The sequence below is a fragment of the Hymenobacter oligotrophus genome (genome assembly GCF_003574965.1).
GTDB lineage: Bacteria > Bacteroidota > Bacteroidia > Cytophagales > Hymenobacteraceae > Solirubrum > Solirubrum oligotrophum.
The window spans coordinates 147,128-165,894 of sequence record NZ_CP032317.1 but is presented as its reverse complement, the minus strand read 5'-3'; the positions used below and the strand labels follow the sequence as shown (position 1 = coordinate 165,894).

Annotated in this window: 16 protein-coding genes and 1 tRNA gene; 10 read left to right on the top strand and 7 right to left on the bottom strand. The window is 59.7% G+C overall.

Annotated features, from left to right (window positions below; all coding sequences use genetic code 11):
- Positions 1-52: 52 nt before the first annotated feature.
- The gene (locus D3Y59_RS00660; protein ID WP_119443282.1) at positions 53-1,711 is read right to left on the bottom strand and encodes a CTP synthase; all 1,659 of its coding nucleotides are present in this window, start codon (positions 1,709-1,711) and stop codon (positions 53-55) included.
- A gap of 173 nt (positions 1,712-1,884) precedes the next feature.
- On the opposite strand from D3Y59_RS00660, the gene D3Y59_RS00655 reads away from it, so the two are divergent.
- Together D3Y59_RS00655 and D3Y59_RS00650 are read left to right on the top strand one after the other, a co-directional pair.
- The gene (locus tag D3Y59_RS00655) at positions 1,885-2,415 is read left to right on the top strand and encodes a DUF4240 domain-containing protein (protein WP_162910437.1); all 531 of its coding nucleotides are present in this window, start codon (positions 1,885-1,887) and stop codon (positions 2,413-2,415) included.
- 148 nt (positions 2,416-2,563) lie between these two features.
- The gene (locus tag D3Y59_RS00650; RefSeq protein ID WP_119446261.1) at positions 2,564-3,346 is read left to right on the top strand and encodes a hypothetical protein; all 783 of its coding nucleotides are present in this window, start codon (positions 2,564-2,566) and stop codon (positions 3,344-3,346) included.
- 21 nt (positions 3,347-3,367) lie between these two features.
- On the opposite strand, the gene D3Y59_RS00645 is transcribed toward D3Y59_RS00650, so the two are convergent.
- Positions 3,368-4,390: an LLM class flavin-dependent oxidoreductase gene (locus D3Y59_RS00645; RefSeq protein ID WP_119443280.1), complete on the bottom strand. Its 1,023-nt coding sequence runs from the start codon at positions 4,388-4,390 to the stop codon at positions 3,368-3,370.
- A gap of 220 nt (positions 4,391-4,610) precedes the next feature.
- On the opposite strand from D3Y59_RS00645, the gene D3Y59_RS00640 reads away from it, so the two are divergent.
- From D3Y59_RS00640 to lepB, 5 genes are all read left to right on the top strand, one after another.
- Positions 4,611-5,927, top strand: a complete 1,317-nt coding sequence (locus D3Y59_RS00640) for a D-alanyl-D-alanine carboxypeptidase/D-alanyl-D-alanine-endopeptidase (protein ID WP_162910436.1) — start codon at positions 4,611-4,613, stop codon at positions 5,925-5,927.
- Between the two features lie 251 nt (positions 5,928-6,178).
- Positions 6,179-7,129, top strand: coding sequence for a ParB/RepB/Spo0J family partition protein (locus D3Y59_RS00635; protein WP_119443278.1), 951 nt, complete (start codon positions 6,179-6,181; stop codon positions 7,127-7,129).
- 49 nt (positions 7,130-7,178) lie between these two features.
- Positions 7,179-7,814, top strand: a complete 636-nt coding sequence (locus tag D3Y59_RS00630) for a DUF5683 domain-containing protein (protein WP_162910435.1) — start codon at positions 7,179-7,181, stop codon at positions 7,812-7,814.
- Positions 7,815-7,821: 7 nt separating this feature from the next.
- Positions 7,822-8,541 (top strand): 4-hydroxy-tetrahydrodipicolinate reductase, encoded by a 720-nt coding sequence (gene dapB / locus D3Y59_RS00625; RefSeq protein ID WP_119443276.1) that lies wholly within the window; start codon positions 7,822-7,824, stop codon positions 8,539-8,541.
- A gap of 199 nt (positions 8,542-8,740) precedes the next feature.
- Positions 8,741-9,901, top strand: coding sequence for a signal peptidase I (lepB, locus tag D3Y59_RS00620; protein ID WP_119443275.1), 1,161 nt, complete (start codon positions 8,741-8,743; stop codon positions 9,899-9,901).
- A 465-nt stretch (positions 9,902-10,366) separates the two neighbouring features.
- Here lepB and D3Y59_RS00615 read toward each other — a convergent pair whose 3' ends face one another.
- Positions 10,367-11,029, bottom strand: coding sequence for a uracil-DNA glycosylase (locus D3Y59_RS00615; protein ID WP_119443274.1), 663 nt, complete (start codon positions 11,027-11,029; stop codon positions 10,367-10,369).
- A 127-nt stretch (positions 11,030-11,156) separates the two neighbouring features.
- Here D3Y59_RS00615 and apaG point away from each other — a divergent pair, with 127 nt between their 5' ends.
- Both apaG and D3Y59_RS00605 read left to right on the top strand, forming a co-directional pair.
- Positions 11,157-11,543, top strand: a complete 387-nt coding sequence (apaG, locus tag D3Y59_RS00610) for a Co2+/Mg2+ efflux protein ApaG (RefSeq protein WP_059072616.1) — start codon at positions 11,157-11,159, stop codon at positions 11,541-11,543.
- Between the two features lie 12 nt (positions 11,544-11,555).
- Positions 11,556-12,365, top strand: a complete 810-nt coding sequence (locus D3Y59_RS00605) for an O-methyltransferase (protein ID WP_119443273.1) — start codon at positions 11,556-11,558, stop codon at positions 12,363-12,365.
- A 261-nt stretch (positions 12,366-12,626) separates the two neighbouring features.
- On the opposite strand, the gene kdsA is transcribed toward D3Y59_RS00605, so the two are convergent.
- Both kdsA and D3Y59_RS00595 read right to left on the bottom strand, forming a co-directional pair.
- The gene (gene kdsA / locus D3Y59_RS00600; protein WP_119443272.1) at positions 12,627-13,451 is read right to left on the bottom strand and encodes a 3-deoxy-8-phosphooctulonate synthase; all 825 of its coding nucleotides are present in this window, start codon (positions 13,449-13,451) and stop codon (positions 12,627-12,629) included.
- A gap of 27 nt (positions 13,452-13,478) precedes the next feature.
- Positions 13,479-14,090, bottom strand: a complete 612-nt coding sequence (locus D3Y59_RS00595) for a methyltransferase (RefSeq protein ID WP_119443271.1) — start codon at positions 14,088-14,090, stop codon at positions 13,479-13,481.
- A 125-nt stretch (positions 14,091-14,215) separates the two neighbouring features.
- Here D3Y59_RS00595 and D3Y59_RS00590 point away from each other — a divergent pair, with 125 nt between their 5' ends.
- On the top strand, positions 14,216-15,163 hold the full coding sequence (locus D3Y59_RS00590; RefSeq protein WP_119443270.1) for a hypothetical protein: 948 nt from the start codon (positions 14,216-14,218) through the stop codon (positions 15,161-15,163).
- 73 nt (positions 15,164-15,236) lie between these two features.
- Here the strand turns inward: D3Y59_RS00590 and cphA are convergent, their stop codons facing one another.
- Positions 15,237-17,882, bottom strand: coding sequence for a cyanophycin synthetase (gene cphA / locus D3Y59_RS00585; RefSeq protein ID WP_119443269.1), 2,646 nt, complete (start codon positions 17,880-17,882; stop codon positions 15,237-15,239).
- Between the two features lie 720 nt (positions 17,883-18,602).
- Positions 18,603-18,673 (bottom strand) — tRNA-Cys (locus D3Y59_RS00575).
- Positions 18,674-18,767: the final 94 nt, after the last annotated feature.

The following is an 18,767-nucleotide window of genomic DNA, read 5'->3' as shown; positions in this document are numbered from 1 at the left end:
ACCCAAATGGCATAAAAATGCTTCTTTTTTCTATCCGCGCTACATGCAAGCTCTACGCTACCGCCACTTGCTGCTTGTGGTGCTGAATGGCCGCGCGCACAAACCGCACGAACAGCGGGTGCGGGTTTTGCACGGTGCTCTTCAGCTCGGGATGGAACTGCCCGGCCACAAACCACGGGTGCTCCCGCAGCTCGATCATTTCAACAAGGCCGGTATCGGGGTTGATGCCCGAAGCGACCATGCCAGCGGCCTCAAACTGCTGCAAAAACTCGTTGTTGAACTCGTAGCGGTGGCGGTGGCGCTCCTCAATTTGCGTGCGCCCATAAGCCTTGGCTGCCTTCGAGCCCTTGCGCAATTCGCACACGTACGAACCTAGGCGCATGGTGCCGCCCTTTTGGGTAATGTTCTTTTGGTCAGCCATCAGCCCGATTACCGGGTACGGCGTTTCGGCGTCCATCTCGGTGGAGTTGGCACCCTGTAGGCCCAGCACGTTGCGGGCAAACTCTACCACGGCGCACTGCATGCCCAGGCAGATGCCGAAGAACGGAATGCCGGCTTCGCGTACGTACCGAATGGCCGCTAGCTTGCCCTCGAAGCCTCGCTCGCCAAAACCGGGCGCTACCAGCACGCCATCGGCGCCGTGCAGCATCTGCTCCATGTTTTCGGGCGTCAGGTGCTCCGACTGAATCATGCGCACCGTCACCTTGCATTCGTTTTGAGCACCGGCGTGCACAAACGCTTCCAGGATGGACTTATATGCGTCGGGCAGCTCTACGTACTTGCCCACCAGCGCCACGGTAATTTCTTCGGTGGGGTTCTTCAGCCGACCTAGGAAATCCTTCCACACCTCAAGATCGGGGTCGGGGAAGCCTCCGGTCAGCTTCATTTTCTTGATAACCCGCTCGTCGAGCTTCTCCTTGCGCATGAGCAGCGGCACGGAGTAGATGCTATCCGCATCGAGCGATTCGATGACAGAGTTTACCTGCACGTTGCAGAACAGCGCAATTTTCTTGCGCATCTCGGCCGGTATCGAGTGCTCGGAGCGGCACACCAGAATGTCGGGCTGCAGGCCGGCCTCGCGCAAATCGCGCACCGAGTGCTGCGTGGGCTTGGTTTTGAGTTCCTTGGCAGCCGCGAGGTAGGGCAGCAGCGTGAGGTGAATTACGAGCGAATCGTGCGGGGGCAACTCCCAACGCAGCTGGCGCACGGCCTCCACAAACGGCAGCGACTCAATGTCGCCGATGCAGCCGCCGATTTCGGTAATCACCACATCGAACTCGCCTTTTTGGCCGAGCAACAGCATGCGCCGCTTAATCTCGTCGGTGATGTGCGGCACTACCTGCACGGTTTTGCCCAGGTAGGCGCCCTCGCGTTCTTTCCGGATTACGGCATCGTAGATGCGGCCGGTGGTAACGTTGTTGGCCTGCGAGGTGGGTACGTTCAGAAACCGCTCGTAGTGCCCTAGGTCGAGGTCCGTTTCGGCGCCGTCGTCGGTTACGTAGCACTCCCCGTGTTCGTAGGGGTTCAGCGTGCCCGGGTCGATGTTGATGTAGGGGTCGAACTTCTGGATGGTAACCCGGAAGCCCCGGGCTTGCAGCAACTTGGCCAACGAGGCCGAAATGATGCCCTTGCCCAGTGAGGAGGTAACTCCGCCCGTTACGAAAATGTACTTGGCCGTCGCAGCCGTGGAAGTGAGGTGTCGGTCTGGCATAACGGGAAACAAAAGTACGGGAAAGAGTTGGCCGGGTGCCTACTTCCTTGCGCGCTACTTTGTTTTTCCTTGCCTGGCTCTTGATTTCGGGCCTTGCTGCTTCGTACGCCGGCCGCCTAGGCTAACTTGCCTCTTGTACTCGACTAAACCCGAAAACGAACCAAATGAACGCAATGCCCGCTGCCGCCTTCTGGCAACTTATCGACCAAGCCGTTGCCGCTGCGCCCGCCGACAACGAGGGCAAAGAGCATTTCTTGATGAATGCCTTGGCGGCCAAGCCGCTGGAAGAAATTGTTGCCTTTGAACTGGCACTGCGCCAGCACATCATTGCCGCCGACGATTACGGCCTGATGGCTGCGCAAAAGATCATCGATGGCTACGTTACGGATGATTCGTGGCTGTATTTCCGCTGCTGGCTAATCGGCCAAGGACAAGCCGTATTCGCGGCAGCTTTGCAAAACCCCGATACCCTAACAGCAGTGGTGCCTGGCCCCTACGAATGCGATTTTGAGAGCTTGCTGTACGTAGCCACCGCCGCTTACCAACGCCAAACCGGCAAAGAGGAAGACGACACGTTCCCGCGCAGCGTAGCCCTAAGCCAAGGCCTGGACTACGATTTTATGGCCGCTGAAACCCAAGGCGAGGATTGGGTTGAAGAAGACTTGCCGAGGATGCTACCCAAACTCTGGAAAAAATTCAGATAAGCATATATTTAACCGTACCGCGACGGAAAATGCCGGCCACAACATCGTAGCTCCAGCCTCGACCTAAGCGCTCGATGCGGTACCCGCCATCATCGGTCTACCCGAAAAAAAACAATGCGGATCCGCTGCTTTCTTTAACATGCCTGCCATGAAAAGAATACACCTGTTCGAGTTTGAGGACCTGCCGTGGTTTCCGGAGTGGATCAGAACCTGCATGACGCGGCTGCTAAACGTTATGCACCGGTTTTTGGGCTCGCGCGAGGATTTGGTGCTCCTCCTCACCAAAATCATGGAACGAACGGGCCTGCACAACATCATCGATCTGTGCTCGGGCAGCGGCGGCCCAATGCCCGAAGTATTCACGGAGCTGCAAAAGCGCAATCAGTCGGCCAACTCGTCGCTGCTGCTAACCGACTTATACCCCGACCTAGGTTTTGCCGCGGCCATCAACCAAACGGCCGATAACAGCATCTCTTATCGCACCGCCCCCGTCGATGCCACCCAAGTTGGGCCAGAGTTAACGGGCATTCGGACGATGGTATGCAGCTTTCACCACATGCCTCCTGCCATAGCCCGCGGCATACTGCAGGATGCGCAGCGCAGCCGGCAGCCCATTTGCATCTACGAAATCAGCGACAACAGCTCGCCGGCCTTGCTGTGGTGGATTTCCATCCCCGTGGTTTTCATCATGGCCTTCTTCATCACGCCGTTTGCCCGGCCCCTTACCTGGCGGCAGCTGCTGTTTACTTACCTCATCCCCATCATTCCGCTTTGCTTTGCCTGGGACGGCGCCGTTTCGAATGCCCGCACCTACACATTGCAAGACTTAGATGGCCTGCTCGATGGGCTGCAATCGGCGGATTACACCTGGGAGAAAGGCGTGCTCACGGGCAAAGCAAAGCGCTTGTACTTGCTTGGTCTGCCGGCTTAGTCTTTGCTTTTCCGGTTCTGCTTATCGAATCAGCGGAGCCACGCGGGTACCCAACAGCTCGATGGAGCGCGCAATTTTCTCGTGCGGCAGCGCGGCCACGTCCTGCTGAAACGTTACCCGCGAAATACCACCTAGGGCTTCGCTGTGCCGCAGGATTTTCTCGGCAACTTCTTCGGGGCTGCCCACCAGCAGGGCACCGCGCGGCCCAACCTGCGCGTCGAACTGCGGACGCGTAATGGGCATGCCGCCCCGCTCGCGTGCTCGGGCCGAAAAGGTACGAGCGTAGCCGGGGAAGAACTCATTGTGTGCCTGCTGGGTGGTTTCGGCCACGTAACCTAGGGAGTGCAGGCCTACCTTGAGGCTTTCGGGAGCGTGCCCGGCTCGGTTGCCCGCCTCGCGGTACAAGTCGATGAGGGGCCGGAAGCGGTGCGTTTCGCCGCCGATGATGGCCACCATCAGCGGCAAACCTAGGGCCCCGGCCCGGGCAAACGACTGCGGCGTACCCCCTACCCCAATCCAAACGGGCAGGGGCTGCTGCACGGGGCGCGGGTACACGCCTTGCCCGGTAAGCGCCGGCCGGAACTTGCCCGACCACTGCACGCGCTCGTTGCTGCGGATGTTGAGCAGCAAGTCGAGCTTATCCACAAACAACTCGTCGTAGTCATCGAGGTCGTAGCCGAACAGCGGAAATGCCTCGATGGAGGAAGCCCGCCCGACGACCATTTCGGCGCGACCCTGCGAAATGAGGTCGAGGGTGGCAAACTGCTGAAACACCCGCACCGGATCGGCGGCGCTGAGCACTGTTACGGCACTGGTAAGCCGAATGCGCTTGGTGCGGGCAGCGGCGGCGGCCAGTATTACCGCCGTTGCCGAATCGAGGTACTCCGAGCGGTGATGCTCGCCGATGCCAAATACATCGAGCCCAACTTGCTCGGCGTACTCAATGCGCGTGAGCAATTGCTCCATTGCCTCGGCGCCGCTGGGCGTAATGCCGGTGCTGGGGTCGGGCAGGGCGGCCGCAAAACTATCAATGCCGATTTCCATGGGGAGGAGTTGTTGGTGCTGGAGTGGACCTTACAACAGGCAAGCGCCGCATGTGTTCCTGCACCTGACTATGCACCCACCCATGGCAGCAACCTAGGGGCGCTGCAGCAATTTGCAGCACCGCAGGCCAAGTTGCACCCAGGCGCACGACCCGAGTACATCTGAGTTGTAGCTTAGGCGCTCCATGCGCCGTTTGCTTCTGTTACTTGCTCAATTGGGTTTGCTTGTCGCCGTAGTACAAGCCCAAACCCCGTTGCCCGTTGCTGCGCCCAGCGCCTCGGCTGCACCGGCCGAATGGCTACTGCGCGAGCTACACAACTCCCCGGTGCTGCGCCAGCACCACGTTGGCTTTCAGCTAACCGACGTGGCTACCGGGCAACCGCTCACGGCGTGGCAAGCCGATAAGTACTTTGTGCCGGCCAGCACGCACAAGCTGCTTACGCTGTACGCTGCCCTGCGTATACTGCCCGATTCGGTGCCCGCCCTGCAGTACGTGGTGCACGGCGACTCGCTGATTTTCCGGGGCACCGGCGACCCTACCCTGCTGCACGGCGACGTACCGAGCCGCCGCGCATACGATTTGCTCAAGCGCTGGCAGGGCAGGCTGTACTACGCCGAGACGCCCGCTGCCGAACCCAAGTTTGGCCCTGGCTGGAGTTGGGATGATTACCCGTACTACTTTCAGCCCGAGCGCAGCACATTCCCCATCTATGGCAACGTTGTGCGTTTCAAGTACCGCCAGCCCGGCCAACCAACCATAACGGTGCAGCCGCGGTGGTTTGCCAAGTACGTGAAGCCGGCGGCCGGCGGCGCCACCAGCCCCGACCACGTGGCCCGTGCGCTGGAGGCCAACCGCTACACCTGGTACCCCAGCCCTAGGTCCTCCTGGACCGATGAGTCGCCGTTCCGGACAAGCCGCGAGCTACTGCTTACGCTGCTGCGCGATACCCTCAAGCGCAAAGTGCGCCCTGCCCCTTGGCGCCTCCGGCCCACCGAAACACCTAGGACTTACTACAGCCTGGGTATCGACTCGCTGCTGCGGCGCACCATGCGCGTGAGCGACAACCTGCTGGCCGAACAGACCCTGCTGCTTTGCTCCAGCCAACTCGGCCACGACAGCCTGAGCGTAGCACGCGTAATTGCCCACGCCCGCAAGCAATGGCTGCTCGATTTACCCGATTCGCTTGCCTGGGTCGATGGCTCGGGCCTCTCGCGCCAAAACCTCACCACCCCGCGCAACCAAGTGGCTTTGCTGCTGAAACTGCACCGGCTTGTTCCGGAAGCTCGCCTATTCGATTTGCTGGCGGCCGGCGGGCGGCAAGGCACCCTGCGCCGCGTGTACCGCGACCCAACCGGGCTGTGGCTGTGGGGAAAAACCGGTACGCTCACCAACGCGCACAACCTGTGCGGCTTTCTGCGCACGCGCTCGGGGCAGTTGCTGGCCTTCAGCTTCATGAACAACAACCACTTAGCCGGGAGCCCCGAGATACGCAACGAAATGGAGCGCGTGCTTACGCTGGTGCGCGAGCGGTTATAGCAAGGGCTCAAGCTTCCCTAATACCACTTTTAAGCTTGTAGCTGAATCAGTTACGATACGTCCAAGGAGCATAAACAGTCATGTATTGGAACCATAACAAAGAATTGTTCCACGCATATAATATTGATCATCAACAACATATATACTTTATCCACCAACGTTCCACAAAAATTGTGGATTTCTTCCGTGGGCTTTGTGCTATTTTTGATTTCCCTTCGGCCGCCGTCTGGCCCTAGGGCCTCAGAGTGAGTATGTCAGAGAAGCACGAAGAGAAAACCGCCCAAACGCCGCTGGCCAAGCGCCGCGTGGGTGGCCTGGGCCGCGGGTTGAATGCCCTCATCGAGGGTAGCTACGAAAAGAAAAGCGAGCGGGTGAGCAGCTTGGTGCCCCACCCCGTCAACTCCGTAGGGCTGATCCCAACCGATCAGATCGAAGCTAACCCCTACCAGCCCCGCACGCACTTCGATCAGGAAGCGCTGCAAGAGCTGGCCGAAAGCATTCGGGTACAGGGCATTATCCAACCCATCACGGTGCGCCAAACCGGCCCCGCCGCTTACCAGCTGATTTCGGGTGAGCGTCGTTTGCAGGCCTCGCGCCTAGCGGGTCTGGAGACTATTCCGGCGTACATCCGCAAGGCCGACGACCAGCAAATGCTGGAAATGGCCCTGATCGAGAACATCCAGCGCGAAAACCTCAACGCCATCGAAATTGCGTTGAGCTACCAGCGCCTGGTGAGCGAGTGCAACCTAAAACAGGAAGAACTAGGCGACCGGGTGGGCAAAAACCGCTCGACCGTAACCAACTACCTGCGCCTGCTCAAGCTGCCGCCCGATATTCAAATCGGCCTGCGCGACAACGTCATCAGCATGGGCCATGCCCGCGCGCTGCTAAGCGTGGAGGATGCGCAGCACCAGCTCAACCTGTTCAACCGCATTGTGGCCGAAGAGCTGTCGGTGCGCCGCATCGAGCAACTGGTACGCCAAGGGGTACCCGTGGCTGCCAAGCCCAACCAGCCCCAACCGGCCGAGGATGCCCTACCCGTGCCGCCGGCCGAGGTAAAACGTGCCGAGCGTTACTTGTCCGACCGCTTTGGTTCGCGCGTACAAGTAAAACCCACAGCGCAGGGCCGGGGCGAAATCCGCATCAGCTTCGATTCGGCCGAAGACATGCACCGCATCATCAGCATACTGCAACCGGCCTAACCACGTTGAGGGTGGCACTATGAGCAACCCATTCGCTATACGCCTACTGGTGGCCCCATTGCTCATGGCAGTGGGGCTGCTTTGTCTTTCCGCACCGGCACAGGCCCAAACGGTTACCGCCGGCTCCGACTCGGCACGGGTGGCCGCTGGCCCCACGGTGCCCGACTCGCTGCGCCGCCGCGAACGGCTCCTAGGTATTCGGGTGAGCCGCCCGACCAAGGCCGTGATACTGGCCGCGGTACTGCCCGGCGCGGGGCAGGTGTACAACCGCAAGTATTGGAAGCTGCCGCTGGTGTACGGCGCCCTAGGCGGCACCATTGCCGGCGAGCTGTTTTACCTCGACCGCTACCGCGAGTTTCGCGACGGGTACAATGCGCGCCGCGCAGGGCTTCCCGATCCAGGCGAGCGTTCAAGCAAATTCAGCACTGATGCCAGCCAACAGCAAGCCCTGAACTTTTACCGCACGCAGCGCGACGTGTTCTTTGCCTACATTGCGGGCGCTTACGCCCTGCAGATGCTGGATGCGCTGGTTGATGCGCACTTGCACGACTTCGACGTAAGCGACGACCTTAGCTTGCGCTGGCAGCCTACCACCTTGCCAACTCCTAGTGGGCCGGCGGCTGGTGTTGCCATTACCTTTACGCTGCGGCCCGGGCACAGCCCGGCAGTGCCGCGCCGCTTTTAGCTCTTCTATGAAGATTCTTTTGATTGGCTATGGCAAAATGGGCCAAGCCATTGAGGCCCAAGCCATAAGCCGCGGCCACCAAGTTGTCGGCATCATCGACCCGGCCCGCCCCGAAACCCAGCTTAGCCAGTTCGGCCCCGCCGAGGCCGATGTAGCCATTGAGTTTACGCACCCCGATGCGGCTTTCGAGAACGTAAAGGCTTGCCTGCAGCAAGGCTTGCCGGTGGTGTGCGGCTCCACGGGCTGGCTGCACCACTTCTCGGAAGCCCGCGCTTTGGCGCAGGAAAAGGGCGGCGCGTTGTTCTACGCCTCCAACTACAGCGTAGGCGTAAACCTGTTTTTCCACTTCAACGAGTACATCGCGGCCAAAATGCACCAATTTGGCGGCTACGATGTGCAAGTGCGCGAAATTCACCACGTGCACAAGGTCGACCAGCCCAGCGGCACCGCCCTTACCGTGGCCGAAGGCATTATGCGCCACTACCCCGAAAAGAAACGCTGGCGCAACGACCCGGCCCAAGCCCCGGAGGAGTTGGCCATCATATCGGAACGCCTGGCCGAAACCGTAGGCACCCACGTGGTAACCTACACCTCGCCCGTGGATGGCCTGGAGCTGAAGCACGAAGCCTACTCGCGCGAAGGGTTTGCACACGGTGCCGTGCTGGCCGCCGAGTGGTTGCCGGGCCACAAGGGCGTATTCGGCATGAAGGACTTGCTAGGCCTCTAAGCACCTAGGGTTTGCCCCGAGTAAATGGAACGCGTTTCGGCGCGTTCTTTTTATATCCGGCAAAAGCATCTGTCTTCTGGCTGCAATACCAGCTTTTTGCCAGCGTTAGCGCTAATCGACGCGGAAAATCGGATATTCAGCCGCATAAATCTTTTCACTACCGACACCCAAAGGCGGCGTTGCCGCTTTGTTGTTCTCCATGGCAGTTACTTTTTGGAAGAAAAAACCGGCCGAGCAGCCAACCAAACCCAAAGGTTTCTGGCGCGAGTGGGGCGATGCCATCCTGTTTGCGGTGGTGGCCGCTACGCTTATCCGCTGGGCTACGTTCGAGGCTTACACCATCCCGACGCCCTCCATGGAGCACTCGTTGCTGGTGGGCGACTACTTGTTTGTGAGCAAGTTGCACTACGGCCCGCGCACCCCGCAAACGCCGCTGCAAGTGCCGCTTACGCACCAAACGCTGTGGGGCACCTCCATCAAAAGCTACTCCGACCTGATTCAGCTGCCCTCCTACCGCCTGCCGGGCTTTTCGGAGGTGAAGCGCGGCGATGTGGTGGTGTTCAACGTGCCCTTCGAGGACCAGCACCCGGCCGATTTGCGCACCAACTACATCAAGCGTTGCGTGGCCGTAGCCGGCGACGTGCTCGAAATCAAAAACCAGGAAGTCTTCATCAACGGCAAGCAGCAGCCCACGCCGCCGCAGTCGCAGCGCCGCTACTTTGTGGATGTGCCGCAACCCAACGACGACCTCAAGAACGCGTTTCAGCAGCAAGGCGTGGTTGATTACTACGCCCAAGGTGGCACGCCGCAGCCCAACCCGGCTTTCAACACGCCGGTGTACATGGTTGACATGACGGCCACCACGGCCGCTTTCTTCAAGAAGCAGCCCTACGTGCGCAGCATCGTGAACGACGCCACCGAGCCGGGCAAAGCGGAGGCCGACGTGTTCCCGAACAACCCCGACTACCCGCACAGCACCCCGGCCCCGCTCGTGAACTGGAACCGCGACAACTACGGCCCGCTGCAGGTACCCAAAAAAGGCCAGACCGTACAGCTTACGGCACAGAACGTTCCGATCTACCAGAAGATCATTCAGCGCTACGAGCACAACGAAGGCATTACGGTAGCCAACGGACAGATTCTGCAAAACGGCACGCCCTTGGCGAGCTACACCTTCAAGCAGGATTACTACTTCATGATGGGCGACAACCGCCACGACTCGCTCGACTCGCGCTACTGGGGCTTCGTGCCCGCCGACCACATTGTGGGCAAAGCCGTGCTCATCTGGATGTCGGTTGACCCGAACGCGGGCCTAGGTGGCAAAATCCGCTGGAGCCGCCTGTTCAATACCATCGACTAGGCGCACAGGATTTTATCAAACACAACGGCCCGGTGAGTTGCTCACTGGGCCGTTGTGTTTTGAAGCCACTGCTCCCGAGCTGTCATTGCGAGCCAAGTGAAGCAATCGGTCCTGGGCTGGGCAGAGCCGTACCCTTAGCACTAAGCGAAAACGACCTAGGGCTGTAGCACGGGCTTTGGCTACACCGATTTTCGGTTGTAGTCCGCGTCCCCAGATAGTAATTCCTGACCTAGGGATGCGGTGCGTGTAGCGTGGGCTTGAGCCCGCGTTTGTCTTGATCGATCGACAATGGGCGAAAGCACGCGCACGATTTCGTGCTGGCCAACGCGGAACAGAGTCCGCGCTACAGCCCTAGGTCGTTTTCGGTTGCTGCTGGGTGAGGAGTTGTGCCTCGAGAGGAAAAATTGACGCCGCTCGAAGCGCGGAATGTCCTTCGTCCTCGCAATGACAGCTGCTGGAACGGCCTTACCACTGAATGGGCTCCAGGCCTTGTTGCTGCAAGTAGGCGTTGGTTTTGCTGAAGGGTTTGGAGCCGAAAAAGCCTTTGTCGGCGGCGTAGGGCGAGGGGTGCGCGGCTTTTAGCACGAGGTGCTTGCGGCTGTCGATCAGCTCGGCCTTTTTCTGAGCGTAGGCACCCCACAGAACAAACACCACGTGCTCCTTCTGCTCGGAGATGATACGGATAACGGCATCGGTAAACTCCTCCCAGCCCTTTTTTTGGTGCGAGCCGGGCGTGGAGGCCCGCACGGTAAGCGTGGCATTCAGCAGCAGCACGCCTTGCTGCGCCCACCGGTCGAGGTTGCCGTTGTCGGGGCGCGGCATGCCTAGGTCGCTTTCCAGCTCCTTGAACACGTTGACGAGCGAAGGCGGTGAGCGTACCCCAAATTGCACCGAGAAGGCCAACCCGTGGGCCTGCCCTTTGCCGTGGTACGGGTCCTGACCTAGGATTACCACCTTCACCCGATCGAAGGGGCAGGCATCGAAAGCATGGAAAATTTGCCCGCCGGCGGGGTACACCGTTTGGGTTTGGTACTCCTGCTTTACAAATTGGATGAGCTCCTGAAAATAGGGCTTCTCAAACTCGGGCTGCAACACCTTGCGCCAGCTTTCATCTATCTTTACGGTCATGCCTCTGAGGGGTAAACGTATGCGTCAACTTGGGCCAAACGTAGCCGGCTTGCGTACGTAAACCAAATCCGAAAGGCTGCTGTTAGCTCCTTCCAACCTCACCCATTGCCGTTTCGGCCCCGTTGCCATGAACTCAACAACCACTCAGGGCGTGACGGTTAGCGTATCGACCAGCTACCTGTCCGAGTATTCGAGCCCCAACCAGGAACATTTCGTTTTTGCTTATAGAATCGACATTCGCAACCACAGCGAATACACCGTGAAGCTGCTACGCCGCCACTGGCACATTTACGACGCCAACGGCGTGGTACGCGAGGTAGAGGGCGAAGGCGTGGTGGGCCAGCAACCCACCCTCGAGCCCGGCGATGCGCACCAGTACGTATCGGGCTGTAACCTGAAAACCGGCATCGGCAAGATGCGCGGCACCTACCTGATGGAGCGTGTGGCCGACGGCCGTACCTTTGAGGTCGAAATTCCCGAGTTTACGCTCGTGGTACCGTTCCGCCTCAACTAAACCCGCTCCGCTTTGTCGCTACTGCCCCAGGCACTGCGCTACATCCGCTACTGGCTTCGATCGGGGAATGCACACGGGCTGCATTCCCCGTTTGTTTTTTCGCTTTACCTCGACGTCGTCTGCCACACCGGCGAGTTCGGGCCTTTTCAGGCCATCGAGGCCCGCCGCCACGCGCTGCGCGAGGACACGCGCCGCCTGCGCATCACCGATTTTGGTGCCGGCTCCCACACCGGCGCCGGCACCGAGCGCGCCGTGGGCAGCATTGCTCGCGCGGCGGCCAAACCGCCTAGGTTGGCGCAGCTGCTGTTTCGGTTGGTAAATTACCTGCAGCCCGCTACCATTCTGGAGTTGGGCACGTCCCTTGGTCTGACTGCGGCCTACTTGGCTTCGGCCAGTTCGCGGGCCCGCGTATTTAGCTTCGAAGGCTGCCCGCAAACGGCGGCCGTTGCCCGCGAAACCTTTGACCAGTTGCACCTAGGCAACGTTGAGCTGATCGAGGGCAACTTCGACGAAACGCTGCCGCAGGCCCTAGGTCGGTTGGAGCAGCCCATCGACTTTGCCTTCTTCGACGGCAACCACCGCTACGAGCCCACGCTGCGCTACTTCGAGCAGTGCCTCCCCCACCGCACCGACGAATCGGTGTTCGTGTTCGACGACATTCATTGGTCGGGCGAGATGGACCGGGCCTGGGAAGCCATCAAAGCCCACCCTGAAGTGACGCTGACCATCGACTTGTTCTTTGTTGGTTTGGTGTTCTTCCGCCGCAATGCGCCCAAGCAGCATTTTACCCTGCGCATAGCGTCGCGCGGCTTGGGCGTGTAAGATTCGACCCAATATTACTGTCATCCTTACAAAGTAGGTACCTTCTCGGGACCCCACGGGACCCCCACGGGGCGCGGCCCCTCCCCTCCGGGAGAGGGGAAGTCTGGCGACCTAGGGCGTTATTATGTCGAGCGAAGCGAGACATCTGGGGTGCTGACGTCTGATAGCATCTACTCCCCTCTCCTTTTGGGGAGGGGGTTGGGGGGTCGGGCCCACGTAATAAGGCCCTTCGCTAGACTCAGGATGACAGAGAAAAACCGTTTAGCGTACCGCCTCGCGAATGCGCGTTAGGCGCTCCAGCAGGGTCTGCAAACGATCGAGCTGCAGCATGTTGGCCCCGTCGGATTTGGCCGTGGCGGGCGTGGGGTGCGTTTCGATAAACAGCCCATCGGCCCCAACGGCAATGGCGGCGCTGGCAATGGTTTGAATGAGCTGCGGTTTCCCTCCGGTTACGCCGCTGCTTTGGTTGGGCTCCTGCAAGGAGTGCGTTACGTCCATCACCACGGGCACACCAAAGCTTTGCATGGCCGGAATGTTGCGGTAATCCACCACCAGATCGGAGTAGCCGAAGGAGTTGCCGCGGTCGGTGAGAATAACGTGTGGGTTGCCCGATTGGCGCACTTTGTCCACGGCAAAGCCCATCGACTCACCCGACAGAAACTGGCCTTTTTTGATGTTGACCACCTTGCCCGTGTTAGCTGCAGCTACCAGCAGCTCGGTTTGGCGGCACAGGAAAGCCGGTATCTGCAGCATATCCACGTACTCGGCCGCCATAGCCGCCTCGCCCGACTCGTGAATGTCGGTAACGGTGGGCACGCCTATTTCGCGGCCTACCTTCTGCAGGATCTTAAGGGCGGTTTCGTCGCCGATGCCGGTGAAGGAATCGAGGCGCGAGCGGTTGGCTTTGCGGTACGAGCCCTTAAAGATGAACGGAATTTGCAGCCGGTCGCACATGGCGCGCACCTGTTCGGCAATGCGCAGGGCCATTTCTTCGCCTTCGATAACGCAGGGGCCGGCCATGAGGAAAAACTGGCCCGAGTTGGTGTGCGCGAAGTTGGGCAGTGCAGCGGTTAGGGTATTGAGCATGTAAGTAGTGAAATGACCTTGTGGCACCTAGGCCACAACGTCGGCTTTTTTCTGAAGGCAGATAAACAGCTCACGGTCGGCCCGCGGCTTGATGGAGTTATAAGCCGCGTCGAAATGCACGAAATCGAAGTACGGCTCGAAGTACCGGCGGTACTCCTTGCGCGTGCCGCCAAAGGGCGGTTCGTTGCCGGGGCCCACTTGCCCCTCGAAAAGCAAACCCACCAGCTTGCCACCGGGCCGCAACAGGTGCGCGCATTGCTTTGCGTAGCGGGGGCGCAGCTTCGGATCGAGGGCGCAGAAAAATGTTTGCTCCACGATAAGGTCGTAGGGCCCGCGCAGGGCAAAGAAATCCTGAAGCAGCAAGTGCTCCGCTGGGAAATCGGGCACGCGCTGTTGCAAGGCACCTAGGGCTTCGGGGGCAATATCGGCTACGTACACCTCCGAAAAACCTGCACGGTGCAGGTACTCAGCCTCGTAGGCCCGCCCCGCTCCCGGAATGAGAATACGCCGGGCATCGGCGGGGCCCAGCTGGGCGAAGTACGCCCGCAGGGGTTCCGTAACGGTGCCCGCATCCCATTGGTCGCGGCCGGCGGCGTAGCGGGCACTCCAATAAGCGGCGTCGAAAGTGGTTGCTGACATGCAATGACCGATGGGCTAGCTGGGCAATAAAGTTGCTCGGCTATAATATCCGTGTATTTTTGGCGTAAAGGTAACGCTGTGGCCGGGCTAATCCCGGTGCGGTTTCATTCACTTTCCACCCCCCTATGGAACAAGAGCAAGCCCCCGAACGCCGCAACAATAATCGCGTGCTGCTGATTGTCGCGCTGTTTCTCGTGCTGCTAGGCATCAACGGTATCCTGTTTTACATGAATCAGCAGAAGAGCAAGCAGAACGAGCAGCTCGCCGCCGATATCAAGGTAAAGGACACCAAGCTGGAGGAACAGATCAAGCAATACGAAGCCCTGAAAGCCGATTTTGAGCGTCAAAGCCAAGAGCTACAAGGCATGGGCCTCGCCAACGACTCGCTCGAAGCCAAAATTGCCAGCGTAAATGCCGACTTGCTGAAGCTGCGCTCGTTCCGGGCGGGCTCGTTTTCGCTGGCCGACCAAAAGCGCTACCAGCAACGCGCCCAAAACTTTGAGCGCCAGCTGCGCCAGAAGGACGATGAAATTGCCCAGCTGAAGAAGGACAACGAGATGCTGTTCACGGAGACGCAAACCCTGAAGGAGCGTCAGAACAAGCTTACCGATACCCTCGGCACCATTGCCCGCTCCAACCAGGAGCTGAGCGAAAAAGTAGCCATTGCCTCGCGCCTGCAAGCCGAGAACATTCGGGTGGGCGTGGTAAACCGCCGCAACAAGGAAGCGCAAGACGAAGACAACGAGTTTAAAGCCAAGCGCGTCGAGAAGATCAAGGTTACCTTCAACCTGTCGCGCAACGACGTGGCCCCGAAGGAAACCAAGCTAATCATGATGCGCCTGCTCGAGCCCGATGGCTCGGCGCTGTACAACCTGAGCACCGGCGGCGGCACGTTCCTGATCGACGGCAACGAAGCCTTCTACACCGCCAAGCAGGAAATCGTGTACGACAACACGCGCCAGCCCGTGCAGTTTGTGTACGCCAAAGGCAACGAGTACAAAACCGGCCCCCACACCGTGGAGCTGTACGCCGACGGCTACCTGATCGGCAAAACCACCTTCACGCTGAAATAAGGCTTAAGCCGCAACGCAAAACGCCCCGCCGGAGCATCCGGCGGGGCGTTTTGCGTTGCGGCACCTAGGGCCGTTAGGCGGGTTGCTGCTGCGGCTGGCCTACCCGCTCCTGCAGCTCCTCCAGCTTCCCTAGGGCACCCTTGATGTTTTCGGTGAACACGGTAATAACCGAACCCTCGCGGGCGGTTTGCACGGCGTACTCAATGGCGTCGAGCTCGTCTTCGATGTACGTGATGGGCAGATTGGGCTTGTCCATAATCAGGCCCGAGCGCATGAGGCGCTCCAGCTCTTCGGCGGTTTTGCCGCGCAGGTCGCGGTCCTGCCGCAGCACCACCTCGTCGAAGATGCGGCCGGCCGTTCGGGCGTAATCGATGGTGTCTTCTTCGCGCCGGTCGCCGAGGCCCGAAATGATGCCAACGCGGTGCGAGGCCGGCGTGGCCGCCAAAAACTCGCCGAATTTCTCGATGCCGTGGGTGTTGTGGGCGTAATCGACGATAACCTCGAAGTTGGGAAAGCGGAAGACGTTCATACGGCCCGGCGTTTTGGTAGCCGAGGGCACAAACGTGCGCAGCGCCGTTTTGATGTCGTCCTTCTCGAAGCCGTAGCAGTACGCCGCCAAGGATGCTGCCAAGGCATTCTCGATGTTGAACTTGGCCCGACCACCTAGGGTGATGGGAAAGTTCTCGGCCTGATCGATGCGCAGCTTGTAGGTGTTCTTGTAGATGGTGATGTAGCCTTCTTCGTACACCGCGGCCAACCCGCCGGCCTCCACGTGGCTACGAATGCGCGGGCTGTTCTCGTCCATGCTAAACAGGGCCACTTTGCAATCGACCCACTGGCGCATGGCGTAGGTGTAGTCGTTGTCGGCGTTGAGCACGGCCCAGCCGCTTTTGCGCACGGTGCGCGGCAGCACGCCCTTCACGGCGGCCATTTCCTCCACTGTGTGGATGTCGCGCATGCCTAGGTGGTCGGCGGCTACGTTGGTTACCACGGCCACGTCGCAGTATTGAAACCCGAGGCCCGAGCGCAGCATACCGCCGCGGGCTACCTCCAGCACCGCAAAATTTACGGTGGGGTCTTTCAGCACAAACTCGGTGCTCTGCGAGCCGGTACAGTCGCCGCTTTGCAGCTGCCGCCCTTGTATGTAAATGCCGCTGGTGGTGGTGTGCCCCACTTTGTAGCCCTTGGAGGCCACTAAGTGCGAGAGCAGCAAAGTAGTAGTGGTTTTGCCGTTGGTACCCGTAACGGCGAAAATGGGAATGCGGGAGTTGGCTCCGCGCGGGAAGAGCATGTCCACCACAGGCGCGGCCACGTTGCGCGGCAACCCTTCGGCCGGCGAGATGTGCATGCGGAAACCGGGCGCGGCATTCACTTCGATTACGGCCCCGCGGGTTTCGTTTAGCGGAATGGCAATGTCGGTGGTCAGCACATCGATGCCGCAAATGTCGAGGCCGATGATGCCAGCCACGCGTTCGGCCAGCAGCACGTTGTACGGGTCCACGAGGTCGGTAACGTCGGTGGCGGTGCCGCCCGTGCTGATGTTGGCCGTGCTCTTAAGGTACAGCACCTCCCCTTCCGGCAGCACCGATTTGGGCGTCAATTCGCGGGCCTTCAGGATTTGGTTGGTGTGCTTATCGATCTTGATTTTGGTGAGCACCTTCTCGTGCCCCACCCCGCGGCGCGGGTCCTTGTTGATTTCGTCGATTAGCTCCTGAATGGTGTGTACCCCGTCGCCGGTAACGGCGGCTGGCGTACGCTTGGCCGCGGCTACCAGCTTGCCGTTAATCACCAGCAACCGGAAGTCGAAACCCTCGATGAATTGCTCCACAATTACGGCTTCGGAGTATTGCTGTGCGGCCTTCAGGCCAGCCAAAGCCTCCTTCCAGTTCTTGATGTTGATGGTAGCGCCCTTGCCGTGGTTGCCGTCAAGCGGCTTCGTTACAATGGGGTAGCCTAGATCCTCCACGGCTTGCTTTAGCTCGTCGGCATCGTACACGGTGGTACCGCGCGGCACCGGCACCCCGGCTTCGGCCAGCATGGCCTTTGTGCGGTTTTTATTGCCCGCAATTTCAACGGCGGCGTGCGAGGTGTAGCTGCTGGTGGTGGCCCAAATGCGCTTTTGGTTTACCCCGTACCCCAGCTGAATGATGTTGCTTTCGCGCAGCTGGATGTACGGAATGCCGCGCGAGGCCGCTTCGGCAACAATGCTGTAGGTGCTCGGCCCAAAGTACTCCTCCTCCCGAATTTCGTGCAGCTCATCAACGATGGCGCGCACGTCGTATTTCTCTTTGCGCACCAAGGCGTTCAGCAGGTCCACGGCAGCCTCGGCCGCCACGCGGCCCGCCCGCTCCTCCTGGTACTCAAACAGCACCATCTCCATGTTTTCCTCGTGGGCTGGGTGCGATTTGCCCCAACGCATGGGCATGCCTGCCATGCGCTGCAGCTCCAACGCCACGTGCTGCACAATGTGCCCCCACGGCTCGCCGTCGGCAATTTGCTCGCACGTAAGCGGCGGGCGCTTCGCCGATTCGCGGGCGTCGTTGCTGCGGGGCTTCTCGAGGTCGGGCAGCAAGCGCAGCAAGCGCGCATCGAGGCCCGGCACGGCGTTGCTCCAGGTATCGGCCAGGTCTTCTAGGTCGAGTTTCAGCACGATGATCTTGGGGTGCTTCACGGACCAGTAGCTAGGCCCACGCATGGTGCGGAGGTCGACGATTTTCATAGCTGAGGGAAGGTTGAGAGAATATGGGTCGGGCGCTTCTACGGCTGAGCTTGGCTTTGGGATGTGGCTTCAGCAGCTTAGGAAAGGCTATTTTACGTTTTCCGCTCGTTATTGCGGCGTTGGTTGCAGTGCTTTGTTTTGCGAAACACCTGGCCACTTACCTCAAGCTCAAGCATTTTCGCGCATTGCTACCCTGCGCTCCGGTTGCACGTTTATTCTACGGCTCCTCTTTGCCCACCGGCTAGCGCCCGATACGCATTTTGCCGCGTACAAATACGGAGGCGGCATTGCTGCCAACTCCTTGCATTGGGTTTTGGCCTTCGCAGCGGCCACTTACTGGTTGCTGGGCATCCGATTTTCTTGCTTCGCTTCCGGCACTTATCAGCCCGCCGGCTGGTTTACACTGCAGAACGCCCTAGGGCGTTTTTGTTTGGAATATGGGAAAAGCCGCGGTCCACTGGCCCGCGGCTTTTTCCGTTATCTAGGGTCGTAAGTTTTTCCTTTTGCCCCAATCCAACCCCGCGTCCAGCCTCGTAGGTATTGACAGCCGACAACAGTTGGCTGCTAGGTTAGCCCAAAAGCCCCGGTTCGCTGAACCGGGGCTTTATGCTTTAATACGTGCCACTGCCTGCCTGCTTAACCGGCTCAACAAAAGTATCTAGGCACAGCACAACGCAAAAAAGCCGGCCCGAGCTAACAAGCTCGGGCCGGCTTTGGCTGAGGTGACGAGCGGATTCGAACCGCTGTACGAGGTTTTGCAGACCTCTACCTAGCCTCTCGGTCACGTCACCTTAATAAGACTTGGGGCCGCAAACATAGTTTATTCCGCTGCTTTTGCAAAACCTAAGCTGCAGTATTTGCGCCATCAAGCGCTAACACATTGGT

Excerpts from the sequence above, each read along its gene's own strand:
- D3Y59_RS00595 (WP_119443271.1), bottom strand. The coding sequence starts at position 14,090 with ATGTCAGCAACCACTTTCGACGCCGCTTATTGGAGTGCCCGCTACGCC.
- D3Y59_RS00655 (WP_162910437.1), top strand. The coding sequence starts at position 1,885 with ATGCCCGCTGCCGCCTTCTGGCAACTTATCGACCAAGCCGTTGCCGCT.
- lepB (WP_119443275.1), top strand. The coding sequence starts at position 8,741 with ATGGCAGTTACTTTTTGGAAGAAAAAACCGGCCGAGCAGCCAACCAAA.
- D3Y59_RS00615 (WP_119443274.1), bottom strand. The coding sequence starts at position 11,029 with ATGACCGTAAAGATAGATGAAAGCTGGCGCAAGGTGTTGCAGCCCGAG.
- kdsA (WP_119443272.1), bottom strand. The coding sequence starts at position 13,451 with ATGCTCAATACCCTAACCGCTGCACTGCCCAACTTCGCGCACACCAAC.
- dapB (WP_119443276.1), top strand. The coding sequence starts at position 7,822 with ATGAAGATTCTTTTGATTGGCTATGGCAAAATGGGCCAAGCCATTGAG.
- D3Y59_RS00650 (WP_119446261.1), top strand. The coding sequence starts at position 2,564 with ATGAAAAGAATACACCTGTTCGAGTTTGAGGACCTGCCGTGGTTTCCG.
- D3Y59_RS00660 (WP_119443282.1), bottom strand. The coding sequence starts at position 1,711 with ATGCCAGACCGACACCTCACTTCCACGGCTGCGACGGCCAAGTACATT.
- D3Y59_RS00635 (WP_119443278.1), top strand. The coding sequence starts at position 6,179 with ATGTCAGAGAAGCACGAAGAGAAAACCGCCCAAACGCCGCTGGCCAAG.
- D3Y59_RS00645 (WP_119443280.1), bottom strand. The coding sequence starts at position 4,390 with ATGGAAATCGGCATTGATAGTTTTGCGGCCGCCCTGCCCGACCCCAGC.
- apaG (WP_059072616.1), top strand. The coding sequence starts at position 11,157 with ATGAACTCAACAACCACTCAGGGCGTGACGGTTAGCGTATCGACCAGC.
- D3Y59_RS00590 (WP_119443270.1), top strand. The coding sequence starts at position 14,216 with ATGGAACAAGAGCAAGCCCCCGAACGCCGCAACAATAATCGCGTGCTG.
- cphA (WP_119443269.1), bottom strand. The coding sequence starts at position 17,882 with ATGAAAATCGTCGACCTCCGCACCATGCGTGGGCCTAGCTACTGGTCC.